The organism is Brevibacillus thermoruber 423 (assembly GCF_000454065.1).
Lineage (GTDB): Bacteria > Bacillota > Bacilli > Brevibacillales > Brevibacillaceae > Brevibacillus > Brevibacillus thermoruber.
Genome location: NZ_KE695650.1, coordinates 570,770 through 594,679, shown reverse-complemented (window position 1 = coordinate 594,679; position 23,910 = coordinate 570,770). Strand labels below are relative to the sequence as shown.

19 protein-coding genes, 2 pseudogenes and 1 riboswitch are annotated in these 23,910 nt (G+C 57.7%); of the genes and pseudogenes, 4 read left to right on the top strand and 17 right to left on the bottom strand.

Annotated features, from left to right (window positions below; translation table 11 throughout):
* Positions 1-140: 140 nt before the first annotated feature.
* Entirely contained in the window at positions 141-1,175 is a 1,035-nt protein-coding gene (locus M516_RS0111215; RefSeq protein WP_029099207.1) for a YkvI family membrane protein, read from the top strand.
* Positions 1,176-1,185: 10 nt separating this feature from the next.
* Here M516_RS0111215 and M516_RS0111210 read toward each other — a convergent pair whose 3' ends face one another.
* The 4 genes from M516_RS0111210 to M516_RS0111195 form a co-directional block, all read right to left on the bottom strand.
* On the bottom strand, positions 1,186-3,264 hold the full coding sequence (locus M516_RS0111210) for a thioredoxin domain-containing protein (protein ID WP_035289471.1): 2,079 nt from the start codon (positions 3,262-3,264) through the stop codon (positions 1,186-1,188).
* Between the two features lie 185 nt (positions 3,265-3,449).
* Positions 3,450-4,853 (bottom strand): amino acid permease, encoded by a 1,404-nt coding sequence (locus M516_RS0111205; protein ID WP_029099205.1) that lies wholly within the window; start codon positions 4,851-4,853, stop codon positions 3,450-3,452.
* Positions 4,854-5,291: 438 nt separating this feature from the next.
* Entirely contained in the window at positions 5,292-5,933 is a 642-nt protein-coding gene (locus M516_RS0111200; protein ID WP_029099204.1) for an ABC transporter ATP-binding protein, read from the bottom strand.
* A gap of 5 nt (positions 5,934-5,938) precedes the next feature.
* Positions 5,939-8,230, bottom strand: coding sequence for a bacteriocin-associated integral membrane family protein (locus tag M516_RS0111195; RefSeq protein ID WP_029099203.1), 2,292 nt, complete (start codon positions 8,228-8,230; stop codon positions 5,939-5,941).
* A gap of 401 nt (positions 8,231-8,631) precedes the next feature.
* Between M516_RS0111195 and M516_RS25950 the strand changes: the two are divergent.
* Positions 8,632-8,727 (top strand): annotated as a pseudogene (locus M516_RS25950) (TrmB family transcriptional regulator); the annotation flags it as partial.
* A gap of 152 nt (positions 8,728-8,879) precedes the next feature.
* On the opposite strand, the gene M516_RS0111185 reads toward M516_RS25950, so the two are convergent.
* The 3 genes from M516_RS0111185 to M516_RS25570 all read right to left on the bottom strand — a co-directional run bounded on the left by M516_RS0111185 (position 8,880) and on the right by M516_RS25570 (position 11,010).
* A complete protein-coding gene (locus M516_RS0111185) occupies positions 8,880-9,614 on the bottom strand; it encodes a 2-phosphosulfolactate phosphatase (RefSeq protein WP_029099201.1) in 735 nt (244 codons plus the stop codon).
* Positions 9,615-9,651: 37 nt separating this feature from the next.
* Positions 9,652-10,617: an aminoglycoside phosphotransferase family protein gene (locus M516_RS23320; RefSeq protein WP_051188189.1), complete on the bottom strand. Its 966-nt coding sequence runs from the start codon at positions 10,615-10,617 to the stop codon at positions 9,652-9,654.
* Between the two features lie 237 nt (positions 10,618-10,854).
* Positions 10,855-11,010: a hypothetical protein gene (locus M516_RS25570; protein ID WP_193746965.1), complete on the bottom strand. Its 156-nt coding sequence runs from the start codon at positions 11,008-11,010 to the stop codon at positions 10,855-10,857.
* Between the two features lie 178 nt (positions 11,011-11,188).
* Positions 11,189-11,339, top strand: a riboswitch (cyclic di-AMP (ydaO/yuaA leader).
* A 7-nt stretch (positions 11,340-11,346) separates the two neighbouring features.
* Between M516_RS25570 and M516_RS0111170 the strand changes: the two genes are divergently transcribed.
* On the top strand, positions 11,347-12,045 hold the full coding sequence (locus M516_RS0111170; RefSeq protein ID WP_029099200.1) for a CAP domain-containing protein: 699 nt from the start codon (positions 11,347-11,349) through the stop codon (positions 12,043-12,045).
* 66 nt (positions 12,046-12,111) lie between these two features.
* On the opposite strand, the pseudogene M516_RS23315 reads toward M516_RS0111170, so the two are convergent.
* The 3 genes and pseudogenes from M516_RS23315 to def all read right to left on the bottom strand — a co-directional run bounded on the left by M516_RS23315 (position 12,112) and on the right by def (position 14,584).
* Positions 12,112-12,845: pseudogene (locus tag M516_RS23315) on the bottom strand (PhzF family phenazine biosynthesis isomerase).
* Positions 12,846-12,988: 143 nt separating this feature from the next.
* Complete coding sequence (locus tag M516_RS0111160; protein ID WP_029099199.1) at positions 12,989-14,005, bottom strand: homoserine dehydrogenase; 1,017 nt, start codon at positions 14,003-14,005, stop codon at positions 12,989-12,991.
* 54 nt (positions 14,006-14,059) lie between these two features.
* On the bottom strand, positions 14,060-14,584 hold the full coding sequence (gene def, locus M516_RS0111155) for a peptide deformylase (protein WP_029099198.1): 525 nt from the start codon (positions 14,582-14,584) through the stop codon (positions 14,060-14,062).
* Between the two features lie 173 nt (positions 14,585-14,757).
* Between def and M516_RS0111150 the strand changes: the two genes are divergently transcribed.
* Entirely contained in the window at positions 14,758-16,059 is a 1,302-nt protein-coding gene (locus M516_RS0111150) for an aminotransferase class I/II-fold pyridoxal phosphate-dependent enzyme (protein WP_029099197.1), read from the top strand.
* Positions 16,060-16,136: 77 nt separating this feature from the next.
* On the opposite strand, the gene M516_RS23310 is transcribed toward M516_RS0111150, so the two are convergent.
* From M516_RS23310 to M516_RS0111115, 7 genes are all read right to left on the bottom strand, one after another.
* Positions 16,137-16,841 (bottom strand): YczE/YyaS/YitT family protein, encoded by a 705-nt coding sequence (locus M516_RS23310; RefSeq protein ID WP_193746964.1) that lies wholly within the window; start codon positions 16,839-16,841, stop codon positions 16,137-16,139.
* Positions 16,842-16,887: 46 nt separating this feature from the next.
* Entirely contained in the window at positions 16,888-17,292 is a 405-nt protein-coding gene (locus tag M516_RS0111140) for a MarR family winged helix-turn-helix transcriptional regulator (protein ID WP_238550963.1), read from the bottom strand.
* A gap of 135 nt (positions 17,293-17,427) precedes the next feature.
* Positions 17,428-18,606 (bottom strand): acyltransferase, encoded by a 1,179-nt coding sequence (locus tag M516_RS0111135; RefSeq protein ID WP_029099195.1) that lies wholly within the window; start codon positions 18,604-18,606, stop codon positions 17,428-17,430.
* Between the two features lie 112 nt (positions 18,607-18,718).
* Positions 18,719-19,912 carry a DUF418 domain-containing protein gene (locus M516_RS0111130; RefSeq protein ID WP_035289463.1) on the bottom strand — a complete coding sequence of 398 codons (1,194 nt, stop codon included), beginning with the start codon at positions 19,910-19,912 and terminating at the stop codon, positions 18,719-18,721.
* 215 nt (positions 19,913-20,127) lie between these two features.
* Positions 20,128-21,438, bottom strand: a complete 1,311-nt coding sequence (gene brnQ, locus M516_RS0111125) for a branched-chain amino acid transport system II carrier protein (RefSeq protein WP_238550968.1) — start codon at positions 21,436-21,438, stop codon at positions 20,128-20,130.
* 283 nt (positions 21,439-21,721) lie between these two features.
* A complete protein-coding gene (locus M516_RS0111120) occupies positions 21,722-22,558 on the bottom strand; it encodes an alpha/beta fold hydrolase (RefSeq protein WP_029099192.1) in 837 nt (278 codons plus the stop codon).
* Between the two features lie 71 nt (positions 22,559-22,629).
* Complete coding sequence (locus M516_RS0111115; RefSeq protein ID WP_029099191.1) at positions 22,630-23,910, bottom strand: purine/pyrimidine permease; 1,281 nt, start codon at positions 23,908-23,910, stop codon at positions 22,630-22,632.

The window sequence follows — 23,910 nt, the reverse complement described above, 5'->3', positions numbered from 1 at the left end:
CTCCTTTCTGGCCGTACCGTAAATATGACGTCCGGCGGATCGCTTTTGTGACATCGCGGCGATCTCGCTCTTCTGTTTTGGGCCATGTCTCATACACTGGTACTAGCACGTTTTCTACGAAAGGAATGGACAGCACGCGTATGAAGCTGTGGGGAAAAAGCGTACAGGTGGCCGCCACCTACATCGGAACGGTTGTCGGGGCCGGCTTTGCCAGCGGTCAGGAAATCCTCGCCTTTTTTACGTCGTACGGCCATTGGGGCACATTGGGCATCCTGCTCGCCACCGCCCTGTTCGTCTGGCTGGGGTACAACATGATGCGGCTGGCCCAGCACATGCAGACGCCCTCGTACGATTCGTTCAATCAGAAGCTGTTTGGTCCTGTCCTCGGCCGGGTGATCAATCTGCTCGTGTTCCTCACCCTGCTGGGCGTAACCACGGTCATGCTGGCGGGAGCCGGTTCCGTCCTGGAAGAACAGTTTCACCTCCCGTACCTCCTGGGGACGTCGGGAACGGCGGTCCTGGCGTTTGTCATCATCCGCCACGGACTGGACCGGCTGCTGGCGGTGAACTCTCTCATCGTTCCGTCGATGCTGCTCTTCTCCCTGCTGATTCTGGCAAGCGGACACGCGGAATCGCCGCTCCCGCTCACGCCTCCCAGCACGCTCGGCTTCATGTGGAAGTCGGTGCTGTACGTGTCGTTTAATCTGGCCATGGCCCAATCCGTCCTCATCCCCATCGGGTATGCGATCCGGGAAACGTTCGTGCTCAAGCGGGCGGCGATTCTTGGCGGCATCGGGCTGGGGCTCATGCTGATGATCGTTCACACGGCCATGCTGGCCAACTGGGACGACGTCCGCCTGATGGACATCCCGATCATCTACATCACGGAGCAGTGGAACGATTGGCTGCAGCTCTTTTTCGTCTTCGTCCTGTACTCCGAAATTTTCACCACGCTGATCTCCAACGTGTTCGGCATCGGCCAGCAGCTTCGGGAACTGTTTGACGTCCCCGAATCCCGCCTCTATCTGCTCCTGTTCGGCTTCAGCTTCTCGCTCTGTCTGATCGGCTACTCCGAGCTGCTGATGGTGCTGTATCCGCTGTTCGGCTACCTGGGGTTGGCCACGCTGGCCCGCCTGTGCCTGCCGGGCAGCGGCAGCGGCCGCCGTGTTTTCTAGGAGCAATCCCTCACGCGCGCGTCTGCTCCAGCTCCGCCCGGAACTGTTCCCAATCGGTGAGCGGCGCGCGGCAGGCAAAGTTTTCGCAGATGTAGGCCGTCACTTCGCCCCCCTGCATCTGTTTGTCCCGGACCGCCTCGGCAATGCCGCCCAGCCCTTCCGTCGGATCGTGCAGCACGGTCAACGTGAAGGGGGCGTAGCCGCGGCGCGTCTCCTTGAAAAACGCCTGCGTCCGATCATCGCCTCTCGGGCCCGCGATCACCACCTGCCGCACCGGATGCAGGAGCTGCTGCATCGCCAAGAGGGAAAAGCTGTACCCGATCGGATAGTGGTTGATGCTCCCCGCAAACGACGTCAGCAGACGTTCCGCCTTGTCGCGCAAATCGCTTCGGCCCGTCAGGCAGAACAGCCGGAGGAAGGTGTAGGCGGCGACGCCGTTGCCGGAAGGGGTCGCGCCGTCGTAAATTTCCTTGGGACGGGCGATGAGCTGTTCGCCGTCGCTGCCGTAGAAGAACAGCCCGCCGTTTTGTTCATCCCAGAACAGGCGGAGCAGATCATCGGCCAGCTCCAGCGCCCGCTGCAGGTGCCGCGGATCCTGTCCGGCCTCAAACAGTTCCGTGAGCCCCCAGATGAGAAAGGCGTAGTCGTCCACGTAGCCGAGATACGCCGCCTCGCCGTCGCGGTAGCGGGCCAGCAGGCGGCCGTTGGCGTCGCGCAGCCTGCTCTCGATAAACCCGACAGCCCGTTCCGCCGCCCGCAGATATTCGAGCTCCTCCAGCACCAGCCCTCCTTTGGCCAGCGCCGCGATCATCAAGCCGTTCCAGGACGTCAGAATCTTGTCGTCCTTCCCCGGATGCACCCGCTGTTCCCGTCGAGCGAACAGCTTCTGGCGGGCTTGTTCCAGCAGCCGCGTCAATTCCTCGGCGGCCATCCCCCGGCGGCGGGCAAGCGAGTCCAGATCGGTCCGGATCAGATTGGGGATGCTGCGCCCTTCAAAATTGCCGTTCTCCGTGATGTCGTACGCGTCGCAGTAAAGCTGCCCCAGCTCATCCCCCAGCACATCGCGGACTTCCCACGGCGTCCAGACGTAAAATTTACCTTCTTCTCCTTCCGAATCGGCGTCTTCCGCCGAATAAAACCCTCCGTCCGGGTCGGTCATGTCGCGCAGGACGTAGGTGAAAATGTCGCGGGCGACGCGGGCGTAGTCGTGCTTGCCGGTGGCCTGGTACGCCTCCAGATACGCGTAGGCCAGAAGCGCGTTGTCGTAGAGCATCTTTTCAAAGTGCGGCACCAGCCACTCCCGATCCACCGAGTAGCGGGCGAATCCGAATCCCACGTGGTCGTAGATGCCGCCGCGGCGCATGCACTCCAGCGTGGTTTCCGCCATGTGCAGCGCGTCCGCCTCACCGGCCGCCTGGGCGTGGCGCAGCAGGAAAATGAGGTTGTGCGGCGTGGGAAACTTGGGCGCGTCGCCAAATCCCCCGTAGACGTCGTCAAACTGCCGTTTGTAAAGCTCCAACGCTTCCACAAAGGTCTCCCGGCTCAGCGTCCCCGGATCGGTCCGGGCCATCTGCGGCGCCAGCGTGTTGTAAATGTGGTCCACACTGCGGTCGATCCGTCCCCGGTCGTTCTCCCAGATCTCGGAGAGCTGCCGCAGAATGTCCATCACGCCCGGCCGTCCCCACTTGGCCGACTTGGGAAAATACGTCCCGGCAAAAAACGGCTTTTTCTCCGGCGTCATCACAATCGTCAGCGGCCATCCGCCCTGTCCGGTCATGGCCTGGCAGACGGTCATGTAGATGTGGTCCACATCCGGCCGCTCTTCCCGGTCCACCTTGATGGCGACGAACTTTTCGTTCAGCAGCGCGGCCACTTCTTCGTCTTCAAACGATTCGCGTTCCATGACGTGACACCAGTGGCAGGTGCTGTAGCCGATGCTGAGGAAGATGGGTTTGTCTTCCTGTTTGGCTTTGTTGAACGCTTCTTCTCCCCACGGATACCAATCAACGGGGTTGTAGGCATGCTGAAGCAAATAAGGAGACTTCTCGTTTCTCAATCGGTTCGGCTTTCGCTCGTCCTTGCTTTCCACGCAAATGTCCTCCAATTACCTGTTTTCTTCCATCTTAGCATACTTGGCGTCGATAGAAAAAACAGGTGCGCAATGTGACTGCCCCCGGTGCGCAGCCGTTTCAAGGAAATGATGATTTCGAACATAAAAAAAGAGGGACATCGTTTCTCAATGTCCCTCTTTGTGGATCGATTTCTGTTTCTCGTTTACCCGCTCATCCGTTGATGCGCGATTTCCTTATTGGTTCCCGTCTCCGTCGAATTGGCCTTGCCCACTCCAAATGCGAAATAACTGATCACGACGATACCCAGGAAGACCATTCCCGCCACAAGGGAGATGCGCGTCTCTTCATTCACCCACATGCCGACCAATACCATGATCAGAAAGGCAATCGTAACGTAGTTCGACACGGGCGCAAAAGGCATTTTGAACGGATGATGAGCCATTTCAGCTCCTTTTGCTTTTCGGAATCGGATTTGACTGATCAGAATCACAAACCACGGAACCATGCCGGGAAGCACACTGGCACTGTATACATACACAAACAGATTTTCCGGTGCCAGATAGTTCAAGACAACGCCTACGCCCAGCCCCACAAGAACGCCGATCGTTCCGAGCAGCGGCACGCCGTTGTGAGACAGCTTCGTAAAGATTTTCGGCGCCTGTCCATTTACTCCCAGCGTGTACAGCATGCGTCCCGCACTGTAAATGCCGCTGTTGCAGCCAGACATGGCGGCAGTGATGACGACAAAGTTAATGAACCCCGCTGCGGCCGTGATCCCGATTTTCGCGAAGGTTGCCACGAACGGGCTGCCGATGGTTTGCAGTTGATCCCACGGGTAAACGGTTACAATCACAAAGATCGCGCCGATGTAGAAGATCAGAATCCGCCAAATGATACTTTGAATCGCGCTCGTCAGCGTTTTTCGGGGGTCTTTTGCCTCACCCGCCGTAATCCCGATGAGCTCGACACCTTGATAAGCCCCAATCACCAGCGAGAGCGCAAAGAAAAAGCCCGTCCAGCCGCCCGTAAAAAAGCCGCCGTGTTCCCACAGATTCGATAATCCGATGGCGTTTCCGCCGTTGCCGATTCCGAAGAAGATCAGCCCAAACCCGGCAACGATCATCAAGACGATGGTGACGATCTTGATCATGGCAAACCAATACTCAAATTCACCAAACGATTTCACGGAGAACAAGTTCGCCGCGCCGAGAATCAGCATCGCGATCAACCCCGGTATCCAGGCGGGCAAATCCGGGAACCAGTACTTCATGTAAGTCCCGACGGCAATAATTTCCGACATCCCGACGACGACCCACTGAAACCAGTTGCTCCAGGCCGTCACATAACCTGCCAGGGGGTGAATGTACTTGTGGCCAAAGGTCGCAAATGAACCTGTGCTGGGTTCCAGGTACAACATTTCCCCCATCGCGCGCATGATGAAAAAGATAAAAAGCCCGACGATTGCATACGCGAGCATCACGGACGGACCTGTCCATTTGATCGTGCTCGCCGATCCCATGAATAAACCAACACCAATTGTTCCGCCCAACGCGATCATCTGAATATGACGCGCTTGCAGGCCCCGCTTCAATTCCTTGTTTGCCACTCCGGCTCCCTCTTCCTTTCTGCCAATACCGGCTGTCATTTCAGGAATGCTGCTGGACACCCTCCGTTTCATCCGCGATGATGCGGCAGGTACCCGTTTTTTCTTGACTGCACATTTTTTATTCAGCATTCCTAATAGTGAGAAAAATTGTTCACCATTTCCTTTCTGCTTCGCTGCTGAAGTACTTGTATTGTAATATGTTTTTGTCATGAAGACAATTGTATCAGCTAAAAAAACATTTGGTAAATCAATGTGCTTGACGTAAATCAAAAGTAAAAAATATGTGATTGTTCAATCATTTGTGGAGCACAGGGCAAGAACAATCAGGGACGGTTGCACCTCAAACGAATCAGCCAGCGGCCGATTCGCATGTCGGCAACTGGCTGATTCATTCGCGAAGGCTTGTTGATCCTGTCCCTGCAAAGGGGGCAGGCACCCTCACGACAGTTTAACGATTCTGTCACACGCTTCCGCAACGTACGGATCGTGCGTAACGATGACGATGGTTTTGCCTTCCTGATTGAGTCCCTGCAGCAGCTTTACGATTTCGTTCCGGTTGTCGGCATCCAATGAGCCCGTGGGTTCATCGGCAAGGATGAGCTCGCAGGGTTTTAACAGGATTCTCGCGATTGCCACCCGCTGCTGCTCCCCGCCTGAAAGGCCATATATTTTCTGCTTGAGCGGAATATCCAGCCCCACCTTCTCAAGCGCATCCAGCTTTCGTTTTTGCTTTTCCTTTCTCGCTGCCTTTGAATAGAGTAGCGGGATTTCAAGATTTTCGTCCACCGACGCATCATCAATCAATGCGTAATTCTGGAACAGATAAGCGATTCTGGTCCGGAGAAGCCTGTTTGCCTGAGCCGAACCAATCCGTGGGCTGTTCTCGCCAAACAGTTTGACAGTACCGCTGCTCGGCTTTTCCAGCAATCCCATGATATTGAGAACGGTTGTCTTGCCGGAACCGCTTTTCCCGGTAATGGCGAGCATCTCCCCCTCGCAGACCTGCAAATGTATCTGGTCAAGAACCACGTGGTCTTGATAGCGCTTGCTGACATCCACCAGTTCGCATACCGTGTTCATGCCGCTTATCCCTCCCCTTTCAGGATGTTCACTTTGTTCCGATGCTCGATCACGAAGAGTGCAAGAACAGACGCTGCAAATTCCACGGCCACCACCCCGACGCCTGCTGCAAGCACGTTGATGTCAGAGGAACCCATGGCCTCGTGGATGGATGTCGCCACGGCAAAAACCCTCGCCGCCTCCTGCAACAGAAGGGATGCCAGCCCGTTGTTCATCAGGAAACAAATGCCAATCTGAATCACCCAGGTCGCTGTCAACAGCCACAGATACTCCTTGTACGTTCGGAAGAAACCCGTCCCAAACAATCGACGAACGATAATTCTTTGCTGGTATTTGCTGAAAAATACGCTCAAATTCTGCACAACAAGCACCAACAATCCCGCTGCCAGTCCGAGGCTGATGAACAATAGCTGGTTCCTCTGCTTTTGCAGCTCGTATATCTGCCCCAACACGTACTGTTCGACGGTGATCAGGCTTGTCAGGTTGTCATCCAGTTTCAGCCTTTTTAATTCAGGTTCAAGCGCCTGTAACGTCCGCTCGGTGTCTCTGTTGATCAGTTTCACTTTCAACGGATCGCGCCCCCCGCCACCACTCATCATGTTTGCCTTGTCTGCAACGAGACTGTTTTTCTCGGTGACCACCTGGATGATCGGATCGACAATCATATTGTTTTCCGTGCGAAATACTTCCGGATTGAAGCTGAATATTTTCTGCCCGTTTGCGATCCAGATGATTTTCAACGCTTGATTCCGCACGCGATCGGGAACCTCCACGTGAAACAGGTTTTCATCCCCTTCCGCACGACTTTTTCTGGATTTCTTGATGTAATCCAAAATATCTTTTTCATTGCTGCGATATTTTGCAGGTACAAGCAAAATCAAATCGCTCGTATCCTCGGAAATCATCACAGGATGATTTTGTGCATTATAGACGGGAAACTCCCGCAGATAATTAGGATTTACCGATATAGTACGTATACCGTCAAACCCACTGTTCAAACGAAGCGCTGTTTGCTCATAGTCCCCCGCATCGATGAATACGGCTCCCATGCGGTTGAGTAGAGGATAAAGGGCCGTGACTTGCGTTACCGTCATTTTGTGCGCACCTTTCTCTATATCCTCCAAATCGTTCCCGACCTTTAGGGGATAGAACACACCGTAATCCTTGCTGCGCTCCCAGCTTTTCAGATTTTCCTGTTTGATGCGCAAATCATGATACTGGCTCCAGATGGAAAGGATGACCAGGATGAGAAAGAGGGAGCATCCGGTCTTGAGCAGCGTGTTCAATGCAAAGATGCCATTCGTTTCCTTGCGGTTTTTGATCACGTCGACAATCTTTATTCGAGAAAGAAAGATATACGCGATGAGTGAAATCAACGTGACAATGACATAACTCGTCAATTGAGAGAGGAAGACGCTTCCCATGAACTGACCAGTCGTATCTTTTATTACCAAGGACGCTAGTATAGAGATCACCGCGGCCAGCGCAAAAACAACGGTAATCAATCTCCCGACAACGACGTACCACAGGCGCACGTTGGACAGGCCGTGCATTTTCAACACGCCGATCCGCTTGGATTCGTTAAACATATAGTAAATGAGCATAAAGATCGTGATGATAACAATCACGTACCTGATATATGCGAAGAAATCATCCTCGATTTCCATTTCTCCAGAATTGTTAGATTGACCCTTGAAATCTTCAGGAGTAAGCAGAGTCCCCTGGTCAACCAGTTTAGCAGCCATGATCTTGTTGATGATGCGTTCAACAAACTCCTTGTATTGTGCCTCAGATGCCTCCACAAAATACCGGCCTTCTACGGGAAGGTGTTTATAAGCAAACCGGAGCGGTTTCATTTCGAACAGGGTATGGTTTCCGAAACTCTTGATCCGCCCCACCTGATCCTCGTCTCCGGAGTCTGCCGTGGATAGAAACGAATTGCCCTGTTGGGTGTCTTCCGCAGTCAGAAATCTGCCGCTTTTCAATCGAAAGGAATCAAACAACCGGGTGTTGTCTGTCAGCAGCACGTATTTGTGAATCCGGACCTCGTCATCCACACTGTAATCGATGTGTGTTCGGAAGAGATTGACCCTGGTTTCGACGGCCGCTTCGAATAAGATCGGGTACATCTCATCCGGTGAAGCAAAATTGGCATAGTTGGGAATCGTAAACGGCTTTGAAATCTCCTCTCCTGCCTTTTCCAGTTGATCGAGTTCATCCCGATAGGCTTGATGGTAAGCCAACAGAAAAGACACCGCGAATAGAAAGAGCAGCAAACTCGATAGTATCTTTTTCAATGTACCCTCTCCTCCATTGGATGACCATTCACCCTCACCATGTGTCTGAGTTTGTTTGCCGCTTGCTGTTCATTTCTCCCATTGAAAACAGTTGTTTTTTTGGGTTAATTTTTATATTTTGTTATTATTCACCAATCAAATTGTTTGTAATTATAGTACACCTACCTGCATGGATCAAGTCCATCTCGTATGGACGTTACCCTCGGCAAAAGAATCACATGGTCCGATTCGTGTCCCTGTAAACACCGCTTTTTGTTATCTGAGTTTCTCGTCATTCCAGGTACGGAGCCAGTACGAGGTACCTTTTGCCATCAGGCACATACGGTTGTTGATTGACAGTCAAGTGTGCAGCAACTTTACGGGTAGGTAGCTGCATAACCACTATCGTTGGAGGTGATACCTCTTCCGCTTGGGCGGTCAAGACGAGAGACCCTGCGCTCGTGCTCGTCGCGACCGAGTATATCAGACATGACATTATGATTGAGGAGATTACGCGAGTGAAGACGAAAGAGCTCTTTTAAACGACTGTTTAATTCAGAGGAGAGTTTCTTGAAGAGCATCAAAGATTGCTTGCCGACGGTTCTCGGCTGCCTGCGCGTCGGCTTGGCGGCAGGGGGATGAAAAAACATCTGCATGGCTTCCTCCCCCACTATCGTCCGGGGACAAACGCCCCTTCCCGATTGAGCACAGGAACCGTCTGACTGGCATTCCAAGCGGAAGCGATCGCCACATCCTCGGCAAATCCCGCCGCGATCAGCTCCCGTCCCGAGGCGGACTCACACAGCAGCGGGTACAGCTCCGGCTTGGCGGTATCAAAGGCAGCAACAGCCAGGCGGGCCTCCGGAGAAAGCCGGTACCCGCTAAGCTCGCCGAGGATCGCCCCAGCCGCAACCATGTCCTCGAAAGCGGGACGGAGGCTGCCGTCCGGCCACCGCTCCCCGCTGGCGATCACCGTGACGACGCCCCCTGTTTGTCGGATGAACCGGGCCACCGCCGAGGCATTTCGCAAACTGCCGGCCACCACGACCGCGCCGCTGTCCTTTGCCAAAAAGGCGCACGTGGCCCCGTTGGGCGACGGCAGTACGATCCGGCACCCCTCGTGAATCGCGGAGAGCGAAGCGGGAGACAGCGAGATGGGTTCGCCGCGTTTGCCGGCCAAAACGGCATGGACCCTGGCCGCGTATTCCGAGGCGGACGCGTCCCGAAAGCGATACGGATATACCACTCCGCCCCGAGTGAGGACGACATCGACGCAGGTGGTAAACGAGAGCACATCGACGATCACGACGATGTCGGAAACGGGGGCCAAGGCTTTTACCCCTTCATACCCCCAATCAAACCGGGCGTGAAACCCGTTTTGCTGAAACACCGCCACATCCGCCATTTTCTTCCCCTACCTTTCCAGGATTGCGTGTTCACCATCAATGTTGGCACAGCGACCGCACAACCGATTCCCACTTGTCGCGGTCTGCCGAAAACCACGCCGGTTCCACGCGTTCAAAATACAGGTGATCTTCCGCAATGAGCCGCACTCGGATGAGCATCTCCTGAAGCTGGTCCGGAGCCACGCGGACGGTCCAGACCACGGCGGAGAACAGGCTCATCGCCACGTAGACCGTGTACAGCGTCCAAAACGCCGGCGGGATCTCGTTCGGATAAAAATATCCGCAGATCTGGCCGATGCAAAAGGGAACGCTTACCTCCCTGCTGAACAAGGCCAGCTTGCAAAAGTCGTGGATGGGGTCTCCCCAATCGAACCGGTCGAAATCGATGGCCCCAGCGTACTGCTTGTCCTTTGCGATCAGATTGCCCACGTGGAAGTCATCGTGCTGGAACCGGTTTGGCCGCTTGCGCAGATACGCTTTGTTTTCTTCCACAAACACCATGATTTTCTCGTCGTGCGGGATGGCCAGACCAGCGGTGCGATACGCTTCGAGGTATCTCGCGTGTTTTTGGACGGCTCGCGAATGCCAGGCGGGGATGTCGGACGGAGCGTGAAGCTGGTGCAGTTTTCTCAGGTCTTGACCCGCCTGCCATCCGATGCAGAACTGTTCTTCTTCCGTACAGAGAGGCAGGATGTCCCTGGCGTCCTCTCCGTCGATATGGGACAGCAGGATGTAGCAAAGCTGCAGGTCCTCTGCGATCCCGCATTCAATCGGCTGCGGAATGCTCGCCCCGAACGGCTGCAGGGCGTGGAGGGTGTGAAACTCCGACCGCTTTCGTTCCCAGCGGCTCTGGTCCGCAATGCGCAGGACTCGCCGTTCTCCCGACTCCATGCGGACCAGGTATTTTCTGTCGGACGAAAATCCTTTGTGAATCGGCTCGATGCCGACTGCTGAACAAAGGGCGGGACTTTTGCTTTGCAACCATTCGATTTGTCCGGTCATGTTACACCTCCCAGAAATGGCAGCTTTTTCATTCTATCATCCATGCTTCTGACGACAAGAAGCATTCTTGTTATTCAAAACTTTTTCTTCATGTATGGCGGAATGGGTGGGAGCACGTCGATTTGCCAACGCCGGCCGTCACGAACGTCATGAAAAAAGGTTATCCCGCCTGGGCAGGATAACCTTTTTGTTCCTCTACTCCCTGTCGGTAATCGTTCCGCCGGACTGACAGCCTGGTCAACCCTGCGTATCTTCGGCGGAAGGCTGCTTCGTCGGGGGCGTCTCGTGCGCCTCCTCATCCAGCAGCGGCACGTTTTGCTGGTGCATTTTCTGCTTTGTCGGATACGCGCCCACCTGCTGCAGTTCCACATTGACATCCGTCTGTTTGTCCATCCCTCATCGCCTCCCGTTTTGGTTTCCCGTTTAGTATGGTTCCATTTCCGAGATTGCTATACCGCCGATGACAGCGGGCGCGGCTGGCGTCATTCCGCCGGTCGTCACGCTGAGCGACCATCGTTTCCATATTTTGAAGGTTCCCTTTTGCCGGTATCTTTGTTATCCTCGTAACCGAGCCAAAAACAAGCCGAAACTTCCGACAGCGGAAGTGCGGGGGACTTTTTTTGCAGACCACGGTCTGCATGGGGTGAATCGCCGAATGGCGAAGGGTTGTCTCCTCAATCCCAACCCGACAACTAACCTCGTAGGCGAAGAAAAGGAGACGATGTGCACATGAAACGATTTGCCAAGCCGATCATCGCCATCGCTATGGGATTGGCCGTCACCAGCATTTCCACGTCCGCATTTGCCGCGACGACTTGCCCGTACAAATCGATCGCCGGCCAAAAACAGTGGTTCCCCTACTTTCAATACTTCGGTTCTTTCCAACAAGCACCGAACGTAAGCCCCGTATGGAAAGTGTACATGCCGGTCCCGGTGAAACAGCCGGTTCAAAAACCGGTTCAACTGCCGGTACAGTACCCGGTACAGAAGCCTGCCGCTCCGACCGGCAACCAGGTCGTTGCCCAGCCGAAAGCTCCGGCCCAACAAGCGGCACCGTCCGTTTCCCAATTTGCCAAGCAGGTGGCCGACCTGGTGAACCAGGAGCGCGCCAAAGCCGGGTTGAAGCCGCTGACGCTGGACAGCGCCCTGTCCAAAGTGGCCATGGACAAAGCGGTCGACATGTACCAAAACCATTACTTCAGCCACACCAGCCCGACCTACGGTTCTCCGTTTGACATGATGAAACGATACGGCATCACCTTCAGAACCGCCGGCGAAAATATCGCCATGGGTCAGCGCAGCCCGCAGGAAGTCATGCAGCAATGGATGAACAGCCAAGGCCATCGTGCCAATATTTTGAATCCGAACTTCACGAAAATTGGCGTGGCCTACCACAACGGGTACTGGGTGCAGGAATTTACCGGATAACCAGCGAACAGAGAATCAGCAAGCCGTGCTTCTCGCGTGAGAGGCACGGCTTTTTTGCTGGCGGCGTCATCGGCCGATTTCGACGCGGACCAGCGACTCCCGTACATAGACGCCCGTTCCCGCGATGGTGACATCCAACTGATCACCGGCCTGGTGTACTTCGACGTGCACGTTCCCTTCCCGTCCCATCTCGTGCCCCTGCTCCACGACAAGCGACAGCGGCCACGCGTCCGGCGTGCGAATGTAGCTGGCGTAATAGGCGCCCATCACCCCGGAAGCGGTGCCGGTCACCGGATCCTCCACCGTTCCCGAATACGGCGAGGAAAAATGGCGTCCGTGCATCTGGGCGGACGGATCGTAGGTTTCCAGACAGAACGGGTGGACGCACGCACGGGGCATGCTCGTGAGCACGGCCGGAAACGCCCCATTGCGGGGGGACATGCGGCGAAAGGATTCCAGCCGCTTCACCGGAACCAGAAGGGTCCAGATGCCGGTGCTGCCGTACATGACCGGAAGTTCCTCGTCCAGGTCGGCTCTGGTCAGCCCGATCGCCCCGGCCAAATCGTCCAGGGAACCCTCGAACAGAGATTCACCTCATGGCCGGGCGTGAAAAACCGAATGCGCAGATCAGCCGTCTCGGCCGGCAGAACAAATGCCGTTTCGTTGTAACCCACCTGACGGGCGACCGCCAGCATGTGCTCGTCGTCAAGATCGCTGGCGTCAAGCACGACCCCCGCCGGATTGCCCTTGTCGGGTACGGTGCCAAACGCATTGTAATGATACACGTTGACTTCCGCCATTCGCTCTTCCCCCTTTTTCCCCTATAGAATCGCGCCGGTGTTTTTTTTCGAAACAGTGCGTCACTTTGCGGCGGAACCGGACAATTTCGCGCCGCATCCTTCCCGCCGGCCGCCCCTCTTTGATTTCCGGAAGGCAGCCGGTTCTAGTCGAATGCCTGGAGGATGTGCTCCAAATCTTTCAACGCAGCCGCCGCAGCAGCGCGCGGATCGGACTTCCCGCCGATGACCAGCAGTTCGCCCATCGCGTCCGTTTCGACCCGGATGGCCTTGGTCGTGCCGTGAACGCGGGCGAAGGGATGGTCACGCTCGTACAGGCGAAGTTCCACGGCCGCTTTCACCCCTTCCGCCGTCCGCCGAATGCTGCCGACGAGCTTGGGCACGCGTCCGGCCTGCCGCCACGCGTCCATCTGCGCGCGCGTCAGATGCGCAATTCCCGTCCGCTTCACGTCGTCCAGGCGCAGGCCCGCCCCGAACGCGGCGTTGGCGATAATCGTCAGCTTGCATGCGGTGTCCCATCCCTCCACGTCAAAGCGCGGGTCGGGCTCGGCGATCCCCAGTTCCTGTGCCCGGCGGATCGCTTCCTCGTACGGGATGTCCGCTTCCATCATGCTGCTCAGCACAAAATTGGCCGTCCCGGTCAAAATGCCTTCCACGACGGCCGCTTCGCATCCCGCCAGATTGTATTCGAGAAGATCGACGGTCGGCAGTGCGGCCGCTGTGGCGCCGCTGATTTTCAGGACGGCGCCGGTTTTCTTCGCCAGCGCGGCCAGTCCCGGGTAGTCGGCGACGAGCGCCCCTTTGGAGACCGCAATCACGTGCGTTCCCTGTGCCAGCGCGGTTTTCATGTAAACGGAACCGGCCCCGCCCGTGACGTAGTCGGAGGGACCGGTTTCGATCAGTACATCAGGGCGGGTGCGGGTGAGAAAATCGGCTCCCGTACACGCCGGATCGCCGGCCAGTTCGCCGCGCGCAAACGCCTCCCAAACCTCCGCGGCCAAACCCTGATCATCGTAGCAGCCGGTTCGGGAACGGGCGACGCCGACAAGCCTCACCTCCACGCCGTACCGCGTCCGGTAGCGTTCCCGCCGCTCATCCAGCAGGCGGGCCGCTTCTCTGCCCACCGTGCCAAATCCGGTAATGATCACGTTCACGTCCTTCACGCCCGACTCCCCCTCAGCAGCTTCGCTCGTTTCGTCATCGCTGGGCAGACCGGTTTACCGGACCCATGCGCGTTTGTGCGCGAGGATCGGATTGGCGGCTTGCGGTTTCAGCCGCTTGCCGGTGTTGGCGTCATACAGGACGTTGACGTAGTCGATGTACAGGATTCCATTCAGATGGTCGATTTCGTGCTGGATGCAGCGGGCCAAATAACCGTCCGCTTCGAGGACCACTTCTTCGCCCGCCCGGTTCAGCGTTTTTACCTTCACGTACGAGGCCCGTTTCACCCTGCCGACCACGCCGGGAATGGACAAGCACCCTTCGGTCCCCGTCTCTTCCCCTTTTCTTTCCACGATGTACGGGTTGATCAGTTCCACCAGGCCGGTACCGCAGTCCATCACGACCAGCCGTTTCGGTATGCCGATCTGGATCGCGGACAACCCCGCCCTGCCCTCGTCGGCGTAGATGGTGTCCGCCATGTCGTTCAGGATTTTTTCCACGTTTTTCGTGACGGCGGTCACCGGCTTCGAGATTTCCCGCAGCACCGGATCGCCCAATTTCACGATGAGCCGTTCTGCCATGCCTGTTCTCCTCTCGTTTGAAAACTGTCGTGTATTCACCGTATCAAATGCGTCTCCCGTCCGTCAATTGATCAGATCCCGCTGCCGCCCGTTTTTTCAATCGACAAACACACTTATATGCGCTATCTTTAATGGTAAACATGATGTTGATGGAAACGAAGAGGGAGGAAACCATGCATTCATTGGCAGCAAAGCTCAACGAAACGCTTCAGTGCGAAAATCCGCACGTCTATGCCATGCTGTCCGATCTGGGCAAACTCATCTACTTTCCCAAGGAAGGCATTCTCAGCCAGTCTGCCGAAGCAAAAGCAAAAGGGCGCAAATACAACGCCACGATCGGAATCGCGTTGGAAAACGGCCAGCCGATGCATCTGGACGTGATTCAAAGCACCTTGTCCGCCTACGATCCCAAGGATCTGTACGAGTACGCGCCGCCCGCGGGAAAACCGGAACTGCGCGCGGCATGGCGGAAAAAGTTGATCGAGGAACAGCCGTCGCTCGCGGATAAAACCTTTGGCAATCCGATCGTCACCAACGCGCTGACCCACGGCCTGAGCGTGGTCGCCGATCTGTTCGCAGGCCCCGGAGACGCCGTAATTCTGCCGGACAAAAACTGGGAAAACTACGAGCTCACCTTCTCCGTCCGCCGCGGAGCGGAACTGGTCTACTACCCGCTCTACGACGCGGACATGAAGTTTAACGCAGCCGGCCTGCGTGATGCCATCCTGGCGCAAAAGGAAAAAGGCAAGGCCATCGTCGTGCTCAACTTCCCCAACAACCCGACGGGCTACACGCCGGGCATCGAGGAAGGCAGGCAGATCGTTGCCGCGCTGAAGGAAGCGGCCGAGGCCGGCATCAACATCGTGGCCGTTACGGATGACGCGTACTTCAGCCTGTTCTTCGAAGACTCGCTGCGCGAATCCCTGTTTGCCGACCTGTGCGGCCTGCATCCGCGCGTGCTGCCGGTAAAAGTGGACGGCGCCACCAAGGAGGAATACGTCTGGGGATTCCGCGTCGGCTTCATCACTTACGGCGCATCCAGCGAAGCGGTGCTCGCCGCGCTGGAACAGAAAACGCTCGGCATCATCCGCGCGACCATCTCCAGCGGTCCGCATCCGTCGCAGACCTTTGTCCTGCGTGCGCTGAACGCGCCGGAGTTCCAGGCGCAAAAGCGGGAAAAATTCGAGATCATGAAGCGCCGGGCCAACCGCGTCAAAGAGCTGCTCGACAGCGGCCGGTTTGACGATGCCTGGACCTACTATCCGTTCAACTCCGGCTACTTCATGTGCCTCAAGCTGAAAACCGTCAACGCGGAAGAACTCCGCACCCATTTGCTGGAGAAATACGGCGTCGGCACGATCGCCCTCGGAGACACCGATCTGCGCATCGCCTTTTCCTGCATCGAAGAGGAGAACATCGAGGACCTGTTCAACCTGGTGTACAGCGGGGTAAAAGACCTGCAGGGACAAAAATAGCCGATGACCGCAGCACTGCCCACCAAAAAAGCGTTTTGGCATCAGCGCCAAAACGCTTTTTCTTTTTCGCTTCCCGGTCAGGAGGCGTGCTCCGCCTGGCCTTGAACGGGCGGGATCGCCTGCGGTCCCGCCTGCTCCCCGCCCCAGCGTTCCCAGCGCTGTACCTGGCTGCGCCAAAAGCCGAGCGAGGCCTGCATGACCGGACCAATCAGGAACACGGAGACAAACGTTCCCACGGAGACGGGACCGCCCGCCAGCCAGCCGCACAAGAGTGCGATCCCTTCCAGAAAGGTGCGGACGAGCCGGATCGACCGGCCGGTCAGCCGAGCCAGGGAAAGCGTCAGCCCGTCTCGTGGACCCGCCCCGATGCCGGAAGCCACGTACATGCCGGACCCGATCCCCATCAGCACAATGCCCGCAAGCAGCAGGGCAAACCGGGCCCACAACGATGAAAACGACGGCACGATCCCGGCGTCGAGAAACCCGTTGACAAAATAGCCGATCAAGAGGATGTTGGCGACGCTGCCGATACGCGGCCACTGGCGGTCCAGCACACACGCCATGCCGATCATCGCGATGCCGACGATCTGCACCCACGAGCCGATCGACCAGCCCGTCAGCCCGGCCAGTCCGATGTGCAGCACGTCCCAGGTGGCCGCGCCCACCGCGGCGCGCATCAACGACACGGCGCCCAGCGCCAGCACCATCAAACCGGCGACAAACAGCACCAGCTTGGCGCCGATAACCCCCGCACACCTCATCCTTTCTTGTTTTCGCTTCATTGCGATCTCTGCTCCTCTCCTATCCTGCCGCCTGCTGCGGCTCTCTCTACGATTCACTCAGATTGTTCATCATGCGATCAATCACGCTGGCAAACACAGCCAGCTCGTCAGCGGAAATCCCCCGCACCGCTTTCGCTTCGACGAAGTCCGATGCGCGCATCCACTCGTCCGCCATCGCCCGGGCTTTCTCCGTAAGGGCCACCCGCCGCTCCCGTTTGTCCGCACCGCAGTGCCGCTCGATCCATCCCGCCTGCTCCATCCGGGCCAGCGTGCGGGTCATGGTCGGCGCTTCCACGCACAGGTATTGGCACAACTCCGTCTGAGTGGCCGGCCCTTCCAGCAGCCGCACGACGACGGCCCACTGCGCCGTGAACAGCCCGAGCGGGGTCAGCCGTTCGTTCAGCGTCTTGGAAAAACGCCTGCCCAGTTGATTGACCTTGTGTCCGTACACGGTGACACCTTCCCCACCAATTATTTACCTAGCTAAGTATATGCATGCTGCGTGGAAATTGTCAATCCGACTGGCCAAATGCCAAAAAAGGCTTCCCCCATCCGCGGATGAGAGAAGCCTTTTCGTTTCAACCCCTTACATCGCCTGCTTCCACTGCCGTTCCGATTGCCCCGGCGCGTTGGCCCGCTTTTTCTCCGCCGCCCCGACCAGCCATGCGCCGAACGGCAGTTTCGCCAGTCCGTACGAGAGGGCGATCGAAGCCGCCGAACAGAGCAGAAACGCGAACACGCTGCCAAGCATGGTGCTGCCGGTGACATCCCAGACGTTCAATGCCTTCATCACGTACGTGAGCACAAGGGCGTGAACCAGATACGCCCCGTACGAATTCCGGCCGATCATGGAGAACCAGGCAGTCCATCGCGAGTCCCGCTTTGTCAGCAGGACGGCCAGCAGGTAGACCAGCAGCAGTTGGGCCACCGTATAGAAAAACATGGACGGCTTCAGCGACGTGGCCACGTTGAGGTTGACCAAAAAGCCGCCCGAATCCCTGACCAGCTCATAGCCGATGTACGCGTAGGCGGCGGCAAACACAGCCAGCAGGTAGGGCCAGCGGCGCTGCAGCAGCGAGCGGAACGCGGGCAGCGCCAGCGCGACCATCCCGCCCAGCAGGAAATAAAAGGAGTAAAACAGGAAGTTGCGGTCCCTGTACGTGATCAGGTACGCGTCCAGCCAAGCCGCGTCAAAACGGAACGGATGAGCCGGCAGATAGCGGGCCGACACCCACATCAGTCCCGCGTACAGGAACGCCGCCGCCCCGACGGCGGCCACCTTTCCCGCGCGGCCGGACAAGCGTTGTTTTGCCGCCTTGAAGCCTTTCAAAAGCAGCGGGTACAGCAGGTAAAACTGGAAGATCATGACGACAAACCACAGGTGGTACGAGGCGCTGCCCGTGATCAACTTTTGGACCACGCCGACGAGCGTCGAGACGTCCCACCCGGTCACGTCCCGATGCCACACCATGTAGATCAGCGACCAGATCGCGTAAGGCACGACGATCTCGGTGAACCGCTTGCGGATAAAGCCGGGGTAGTTCACCCGTTCGTAGTAGTTGTAAAACAGGACCAGGCCGGTAATAAAGACGAAAGCCGGGACGGCAAACTTGAGCAGATGGAACAGCTTCCCGTAAAGAAACGCCGTCATCTCGTCCACTCCGGGCTTTCGCATGTAGACGCCGATCACGTGCTGATACACCACTGCCAAAAAGGCAAAAGCGCGAACCGCGTCCAGTTCGACAATTCGTTCTTTTCGGGCCATTGACTCGTTACCAAACCTTTCTACCTTTCGTGCAAAACAGACAATCCCATCTTACCGCTCCACCGCGGCTGCCGCAAGTCCTGCGCGGGCGGATGACCGATGCTGCTCCGCCTCATCTTTTCATCGGTGGGACAAAACCGTATGTCAAACAGCGCCACAGCCATTCCAGCGGTCCGAATCGATAGCGGGAAAGCCACCAGCGGCTCCACGCCGTCTGCAGCGGAAAAATCACAAGGCACAGCACAAGTCCGAGCCACATCTCCGCCTGCCCGTAAAGGTAGAAGAGCCGCGCAATCCCCAGCGACAGGACGGTTTGAGCCAGGTAGTTGGTCAGGGCCATCCGCCCCACGGGCGCAAGCGGTGCCAGCAGCTTCCGTCCCCGCCCCGTCCGCAGCAGCAGAAGCAGCGACGTGATGTAAAACGCGCACAGCGACAGGCCGCTCCACTCGATAAAGACCAGCACGGCCAGCTCGGGCGGTGCGGGCAGGTCCACGGCGCCGGATTGAACAGGCGGAATCATCGCCACCAGCGGAACGCTCGCGGCTAGCGCCAGCAACCAGACGCGCTTGATGGCGGCAGCATGCTGTTCGGGACGATGAAAGACGCCTTTTTTGGCTGCGTACAGTCCCATCAAAAACAGCGGCAGGACGGACAGTACGTTCATCCACTCGTACTCCAAAACGATCGGCATTTCATGGGTCCAGCGGAACTGCAGCCATTCTGCCGGTCCCCCCTGGTTGTACACCGTGATCGCTTCCTGTGCCCGCTGCCATGTTTCAGCGCTGTACGAGGATTCCCCGGGAACCAGCAGCGTCAGCGCCATCAGCAGGTTCCACCCGATGAGCAGAAGGAGCGCCGCGCGGCGTATGGACGCTTCCTGTCTCTTGTAAAACCAGAGCAAACACAGGCCCGCCAGCGCATAGGTGTGGAGAATGTCCCCGTACCAGAAGAACAGCAGGTGGACCACCCCGAACAGCATCAGCACCGTCAAGCGGCGCAGGTAAAGCCGTGTGGCCGGATGTCCCTTCTGCTCCGCCCGGCTCATGAACAAGTAAAATCCGGCTCCGAACAAAAACGAAAAAATGGTGTAAAACTTGGCCTGGACAAACATGTCAAACAGCAGGCGGATCCATTCGTCCAGGGCCGTGTGCGACAGCGGCAGACGGTCTTCCGGCAGGAACAGGTCCGGCTGCAGGAAAGTGGGCATGTTGACCAAAAAGATGCCAAACAGGGCAAAGCCGCGCAGAACATCCAGTTCGGCAATCCTCTCCTCGGCCGAAACGGGTGATGCTTTCACTCGCGTCATCCTTTCTCGTTTTCGTCTCTCCCGTGTCTCTCCATGTGGCGTTCCCTTGGTTACTACGAACGTACGGGCGAAAAGTCACGGCCGCCCGCAAAAACAAGGGCACATGCACGAGGTTTCGCCACGGTGAATCCCGCGCTTCCTGAGTGAGATGCGGGACAAAACAAAAAGGGCGGAAAAAGCAGAATCGTCTGCTTCCTCCCCCCTGCACGGCCGTCTTAGGACGGCTGCTCTTCTCTTCTTTCGCCCCGACTGCGTCTGCCGAAATCAAGCAGCATTCCGGCGCAGCCCCCGAGCAGCGCTGGCATCACCCAGCCGGCTCCCTGCGCGTACAGCGGCAGCGCGTTCAGCCAGGTGTCCCAGCGGTGATCCCCCGCCGTCGCATTGATCAGATCGATCACGCCAAACAGCGCCACCAGACTGACCGTGGTCACGTAGACGAACGAGCGGGCGGAGATGACGCGGTCGGCCAGCGCCAGAAGGATGAGGACGATGGCGACCGGATAGATCGCTCCCAGGATCGGTACGGAGACCGCGAGAATTTGCGTCAGCCCGAGGTTGGCAATCGCCATGCTTACGAGACAGAGGACGCTCACCCAGGCCCGGTACGAGAGGCGCGGCAGCAGGCTGTTGAAGTACTGGCTGCACGAGGTGACTAGGCCGATGGAAACGCAGAGACAAGCCACCGTAAACACGACGCCCAGAAGAATTTTTCCGCTGGGACCGAACAGGTAGCCCATCACGCTGGTCAGAATCTGCGCCCCGTTGTCCGCTTTCCCCAAAAACGAACTGGCGGAACCGATCATCCCCAGCATCACGTAAATGACGCCCAACAGCACGCCCGCCCCCAGACCGGCGCCGATCATGTAGACGGACAGGCGCCCTTTGTCTTCGATGCCCTTGGCGCGCAGTGTGTTGGCCACGACAATGCCGAAGACCAAGGCGGCCAGCGCGTCCATGGTCAGGTACCCGTCCAAAAACCCCTGAAACGCGGGATGTTCTGCGTACGGCCCGACAGGCTGCGCCGACGGCCCCATCGGAGACAGCAGGCTTTTGGCAAAGATGAGCACAATGATCGCCAACAGCGTCGGGGTCAACAGCTTGCCGAAGCGATCCACCAGCTTGGACGGGGACAGGCTCAGCCAGAAGACCACCGCGAAAAAGACGGCGGAGTAAACGGCCAGCCCCCACGGCTGTGCGGACCAGGTGGCCGGCAGAAACGGCGCCATTCCCATCTCGAACGCCAGGCTTCCCGCGCGCGGAATCGCCAGACCCGGACCGATCGAGACGTAGATCAAGAGCGGGAACAGCCAGGCAAAGACCGGATGCACGCGTTTGGCCAACGCGGAAAAGCTGCCCGCCTTGGCGATGGCCACCACCCCGAGAATCGGCAGCCCAACCGCCGACAGCAGAAAGCCTGCGAGGGAAAGCCACACCTGCTCGCCGGCCGATTGGCCGAGAAACGGCGGAAAAATGAGATTTCCCGCCCCAAAAAACATGGAAAACAGCATAAAACTGATCAGGACCATGTCCTTTTTGGACAGCGTATGTTTCACGGTGCAGTTCCCTCCTCCCATATCGAGAGGGATTCTATCAACTTTTCCGCCGCGAATCCAGTAGCAACGCGATATTCGTAATGTTCAAGAAAGTGAATGATTTCAATTTATTTTAAAAAATATCAGCTCCTGTACAGGATGGTACGGCGTGTCCTGTGGCCTGCACGCTGGAATTGATACTCGTGCTGACGACGGACGGGGGCGGCAAGCGCAGCGGATGTTGGCGGAAAAAAACCGGCAGTCTGTGCGACGCAGACTACCGGTTTTGCCTGCGAAGCTCCTCCTCCACTCGGTCCAGCCATTCGTGAACGAGAGCGGTAAACAGCCGGCTTTGCTCGATCTGCAGGTTGTGGCCCGCGCGATCCAACACGACGAAGCTGGCCCGCGGAAAATGCTCCAGGATCGTCCACGCGTCCCGGTACCCCGTGCGGTCATCCTGCCGTCCGGTCAGGATCAGCACCGGTTTGTCATACCGCCCGACCAGCGGTTCCACGTCAAACGAAAACGCGTACCGCCGCTTCAGCTTTTCCAGAAAGCGCATGTCGGCCATCCGCACGCCGGAGAGGATTTCCCGCTCAAAACGCTCCCAGTTGTAGCGGTCCTGCACGACGGCAATGGAGGCAAACTCCTCTCGCTCTTCCGGCGTCAGCTCGGCCAGCAGTTTCTCATCCCGAGCCAGCACGGTAAAGGGGGGCAGGTCCCGTTTTTCCTTTTCCGCGTGAATGGCCGCACAGATCAGCAGCATGCCGGCCATTCGATGCGCCTGCCGGGTGAGCAATCCCCTGGCCAGATAGCCTCCGTAGGATTCACCCGCGACCAAAAACGGCGCCCCGGGCGGTATCAGCCGCTCCACCACCCGCTCGACGACCGCCAGCATGTCGTCCGATCCTGTGATCCAGTCCGCTCCTTTGGTCCGTCCCATCCCGGGTAGGTCCAGATAGATCCGCCGCCAGCCCGGGCGGTCGGCGAAGACAGGCTCCATGCAGCCCGTCATCAGCCGATGATCGGGTGAAAATCCGTGCAGCATCACTACAGGGAATCCCTCACCGTACTCTACATAATGAACCGTCACGTCGTCCAGCACGCATTCCATTCGCCCTTCCCCCTGACTCGAACATTTGTTCCATCTGTTATCATACCACGTTTGCAGAAAAATGGAAAGAATCATTCGCTTTCCCGGCTGAATGCAGGCTGCGAGCGGACCAGCCGCTCCAGCGCCATGCAGATCAGCACGCCCATCAGCAGCCCGTTGCTGACGAGCGGACTGATGTAGGGCGGAAGCTGCGCCAGGAATGAGGCGGGCAAAAACATGCAGCCGACACCGGCCATCAGCGCAACGCCGACGATATATCCCTGCCGTTCATCCAGCCCGTTTTTGGCGATCTCCCGGATGCCCATGCCAATCATGTTGGCAAACGAGAGAAACACGCTGGCGTACCCCACCGAGACGGGAATCGAGGCAAACAACAGCGTGACCGCCGGAACGAAACTGACCGCCACCAGCAGCAGACTGCCCATCAAAAACGGCCATTTTTCCTTCATCCGCGTGGTCAGGATAAAGCCGGCCGTGTAGGAAACCGGCACGAAGCCGATCGTGGAAAACGCGGCGGACAGCAGTTGGCTGATGCCCATGATCAGGCCGGACCGGTTGGCGCTGACGGGCTCGGCAGGGTGGACCACCCGTTCCACCGCTTCCATGCTGGCGATCAGGTTGCTCAGCAAAAGGACGGTGACGATGAGCGAGGTAAGCATGATTCCGCCGTCAACGTGCGGCCATCCCCACGACAGCAAATGAGGCAGGGCTACCCAGTTCTCCGCCGGGGCTTCGATTTTGTGGTACAGACCCGCCAGGACGAACAAGGACCAGCCAAACGCGATGGCGATCAGCACCGAATAGCTGCGCAGCAGTTGGTGTCGGCTCCTCGCAAGGACCAGCGACACGGCGAGCGTGGCGAGCGAAATCGCCGCCGCTTTCCCGTCAATCGCGCCCGATTTTGCGCCCAGGATGCCGGTGACAAACGGTCCGCTCATCTGCGCCACCAGCAGGAGGAAATAGGTGCCGACCACCGTCGGCGAAAACAGCCGGCGAATCGCGTCCATCCAGCCGCACGCGCTCACGGCGAGGAAAATAAGGCCGCTTGCGATCAGACCCAGTTCCAGGGCGGGGAGCACGTCTCGCGGATGGAGTCCCATCGCGGGAGCCAGGGAAGCAAACAGGAGAAACACGCCCCACCACAACGCCGCGGGCCCTTCGGCGATGGGCAGACGGTGTCCCCAGAGGGCCTGCAGGACCGATACGACGCCCAGGACAAACAGCGAGCGCTGCACAAAGTCGGCGATTTCTACCGGCGTCATGCCGTACGCCTGCCCGATGGCAAGCGGAGCCACCACGCTGCCGGCGAGGATAAACATGGCCCACTGAATGGTCGACAGCGCCTGCCGCAT

Excerpts from the sequence above, each read along its gene's own strand:
- M516_RS0111215 (WP_029099207.1), top strand. The coding sequence starts at position 141 with ATGAAGCTGTGGGGAAAAAGCGTACAGGTGGCCGCCACCTACATCGGA.
- M516_RS0111200 (WP_029099204.1), bottom strand. The coding sequence starts at position 5,933 with ATGAACACGGTATGCGAACTGGTGGATGTCAGCAAGCGCTATCAAGAC.
- M516_RS0111185 (WP_029099201.1), bottom strand. The coding sequence starts at position 9,614 with ATGGCGGATGTGGCGGTGTTTCAGCAAAACGGGTTTCACGCCCGGTTT.
- M516_RS23320 (WP_051188189.1), bottom strand. The coding sequence starts at position 10,617 with ATGACCGGACAAATCGAATGGTTGCAAAGCAAAAGTCCCGCCCTTTGT.
- M516_RS25570 (WP_193746965.1), bottom strand. The coding sequence starts at position 11,010 with ATGGACAAACAGACGGATGTCAATGTGGAACTGCAGCAGGTGGGCGCG.
- M516_RS0111170 (WP_029099200.1), top strand. The coding sequence starts at position 11,347 with ATGAAACGATTTGCCAAGCCGATCATCGCCATCGCTATGGGATTGGCC.
- def (WP_029099198.1), bottom strand. The coding sequence starts at position 14,584 with ATGGCAGAACGGCTCATCGTGAAATTGGGCGATCCGGTGCTGCGGGAA.
- M516_RS0111150 (WP_029099197.1), top strand. The coding sequence starts at position 14,758 with ATGCATTCATTGGCAGCAAAGCTCAACGAAACGCTTCAGTGCGAAAAT.
- M516_RS23310 (WP_193746964.1), bottom strand. The coding sequence starts at position 16,841 with ATGAAGCGAAAACAAGAAAGGATGAGGTGTGCGGGGGTTATCGGCGCC.
- M516_RS0111135 (WP_029099195.1), bottom strand. The coding sequence starts at position 18,606 with ATGGCCCGAAAAGAACGAATTGTCGAACTGGACGCGGTTCGCGCTTTT.
- M516_RS0111130 (WP_035289463.1), bottom strand. The coding sequence starts at position 19,912 with ATGACGCGAGTGAAAGCATCACCCGTTTCGGCCGAGGAGAGGATTGCC.
- brnQ (WP_238550968.1), bottom strand. The coding sequence starts at position 21,438 with ATGGTCCTGATCAGTTTTATGCTGTTTTCCATGTTTTTTGGGGCGGGA.
- M516_RS0111120 (WP_029099192.1), bottom strand. The coding sequence starts at position 22,558 with ATGGAATGCGTGCTGGACGACGTGACGGTTCATTATGTAGAGTACGGT.
- M516_RS0111115 (WP_029099191.1), bottom strand. The coding sequence starts at position 23,910 with ATGCGGCAGGCGCTGTCGACCATTCAGTGGGCCATGTTTATCCTCGCC.